At 71.4% G+C, this 1,545-nt stretch carries 2 protein-coding genes; both read left to right on the top strand.

Annotation, left to right across the window (positions count from 1 at the left end; all coding sequences use genetic code 11):
- Positions 1–728: tail fiber domain-containing protein (locus VF092_31575; GenBank protein HEX6751878.1), on the top strand; the 728-nt coding region annotated here is incomplete at its 5' end.
- A 463-nt stretch (positions 729–1,191) separates the two neighbouring features.
- Positions 1,192–1,545 (top strand): hypothetical protein (locus VF092_31580; protein HEX6751879.1); only part of this gene is annotated, 354 nt, incomplete at its 3' end.

Genomic DNA, 1,545 nt, shown 5'->3' on the forward strand with positions numbered 1-1,545 from the left:
CCGGGTTCAGCGCGGGGGCCAGCAACGTCTGCTCGGGGTTCGCCTGCACCGCCATCGGCTACACGGTGCGCGCGGGCGGGCAGGGCTCGGTGGCGCTGGGCTACCGCACCACCGCCAACAACGACTACGCGGTGGCCATCGGCTACCGCGCCTCGAACAACACGCACACCGGCACCATGGCCATGGGCGACGAGTCGACCACCGACTCGGTGCGCAACCAGGCCGACAACGAGTTCCGCGCCCGCTACAACGGCGGGTTCCGGCTGCGCGTGAGCACCGCCTCCAATGGCAACACGCCCGGCGCCGGCGGCAACGTGGGGTGCGACCTGACCGTGGCCGTGCCCAGCTGGACCTGCGCCTCCAGCCGCACGGTGAAGGAGCATTTCGCGGCGGTGGACGGCGAGGACGTGCTGCTCCGCATCCGCCAGGTGCCGGTGACCACCTGGAACATGATCGGGGCCGATCCGGGGATCCGGCACATGGGTCCGTTCGCCGAGGACTTCTACGCGGCGTTCGGGCTGGGGCTGGGAAGCACCACCATCGGCCTGGGCGACATCGACGGGGTGAACTTCGCCGGGGTGAAGGCGCTCGAGGCCCGGACGGCGTCGCTGCAGCAGCAGCTCGACCAGCGCACGGCCGAGGTCACGCAGCTGCGCGGCGAGGTGGCCGAGCTGCGGGCACAGGTGCAGGCGCTCCTCCAGCGCGAGGCGGCTGCATCGAAACCATGACCAGCGCCGGCCTCGACCGAGCTTCGCTGGATCCCTCTCCGCGGCCGTGGCGGCGCAGGCTGGTGACGGGGTGCGGTTCGCCACCTCTTCCACCAACGCCGGCGGCGCCACGCGCTCCGGGAGCATGGTGATCAACGTACCAACCAACTGGGCCGGCGGACCGGTGCCCGTGTCCGCCGGCCCGGTCAGTGTCTCCTTCCGCCGACCGGCGGCAACGTCCCGGTGCCGACCTCCCCGTCACCCTCCCGGCGAGCGCGGGCTTGATGCCGCTGTCGAGATCGGGGAAACGTTTGCCTCCCCGGCCACGCGGGTGACGGTGACGGGACGTACTCGCTGAACGGGAACCACTTCGGCAGTGCGCCCCGGACCGTGGGTGGGAAACAATCGATTCGGAGCTGTAACGAGCTGGGCGTCGACGCGCAGTAGCGCGCGACTGACAACTTTACCCGGGAGACAGATCCAGATGAGGACGAGGACTTTCACCGCCGCAGCGCTCGCTGTCGCACTCGTCGCAGCGGCAGCCGCCACGGCCGTTCCGGCCCACGCGCAGTCCGGCGTGCTGCTCAGGCTTCGCAGCGGCGGCAACGAGCGCTTCCGCGTGGACAGCTCGGGCGCGTTCCTGGCCCGCGGCTTCGTGCGCGACGTGGGCAACACCACCGGCTGCGCCGCGCAGCACCCCACCGGCGGCGGCGCCGGCACCTTCTTCTTCTGGCACCCCTGCCGCGGCTCGGTCCGCTTCGGGCGCGTCCCCACCGCCCAGACCAACTGGGACGACGCCAACATGGACGACTTCACCTTCGCCGGCGGCAACCAGGTG

The sequence above is a fragment of the Longimicrobium sp. genome, from assembly GCA_036377595.1.
Lineage (GTDB): Bacteria > Gemmatimonadota > Gemmatimonadetes > Longimicrobiales > Longimicrobiaceae > Longimicrobium.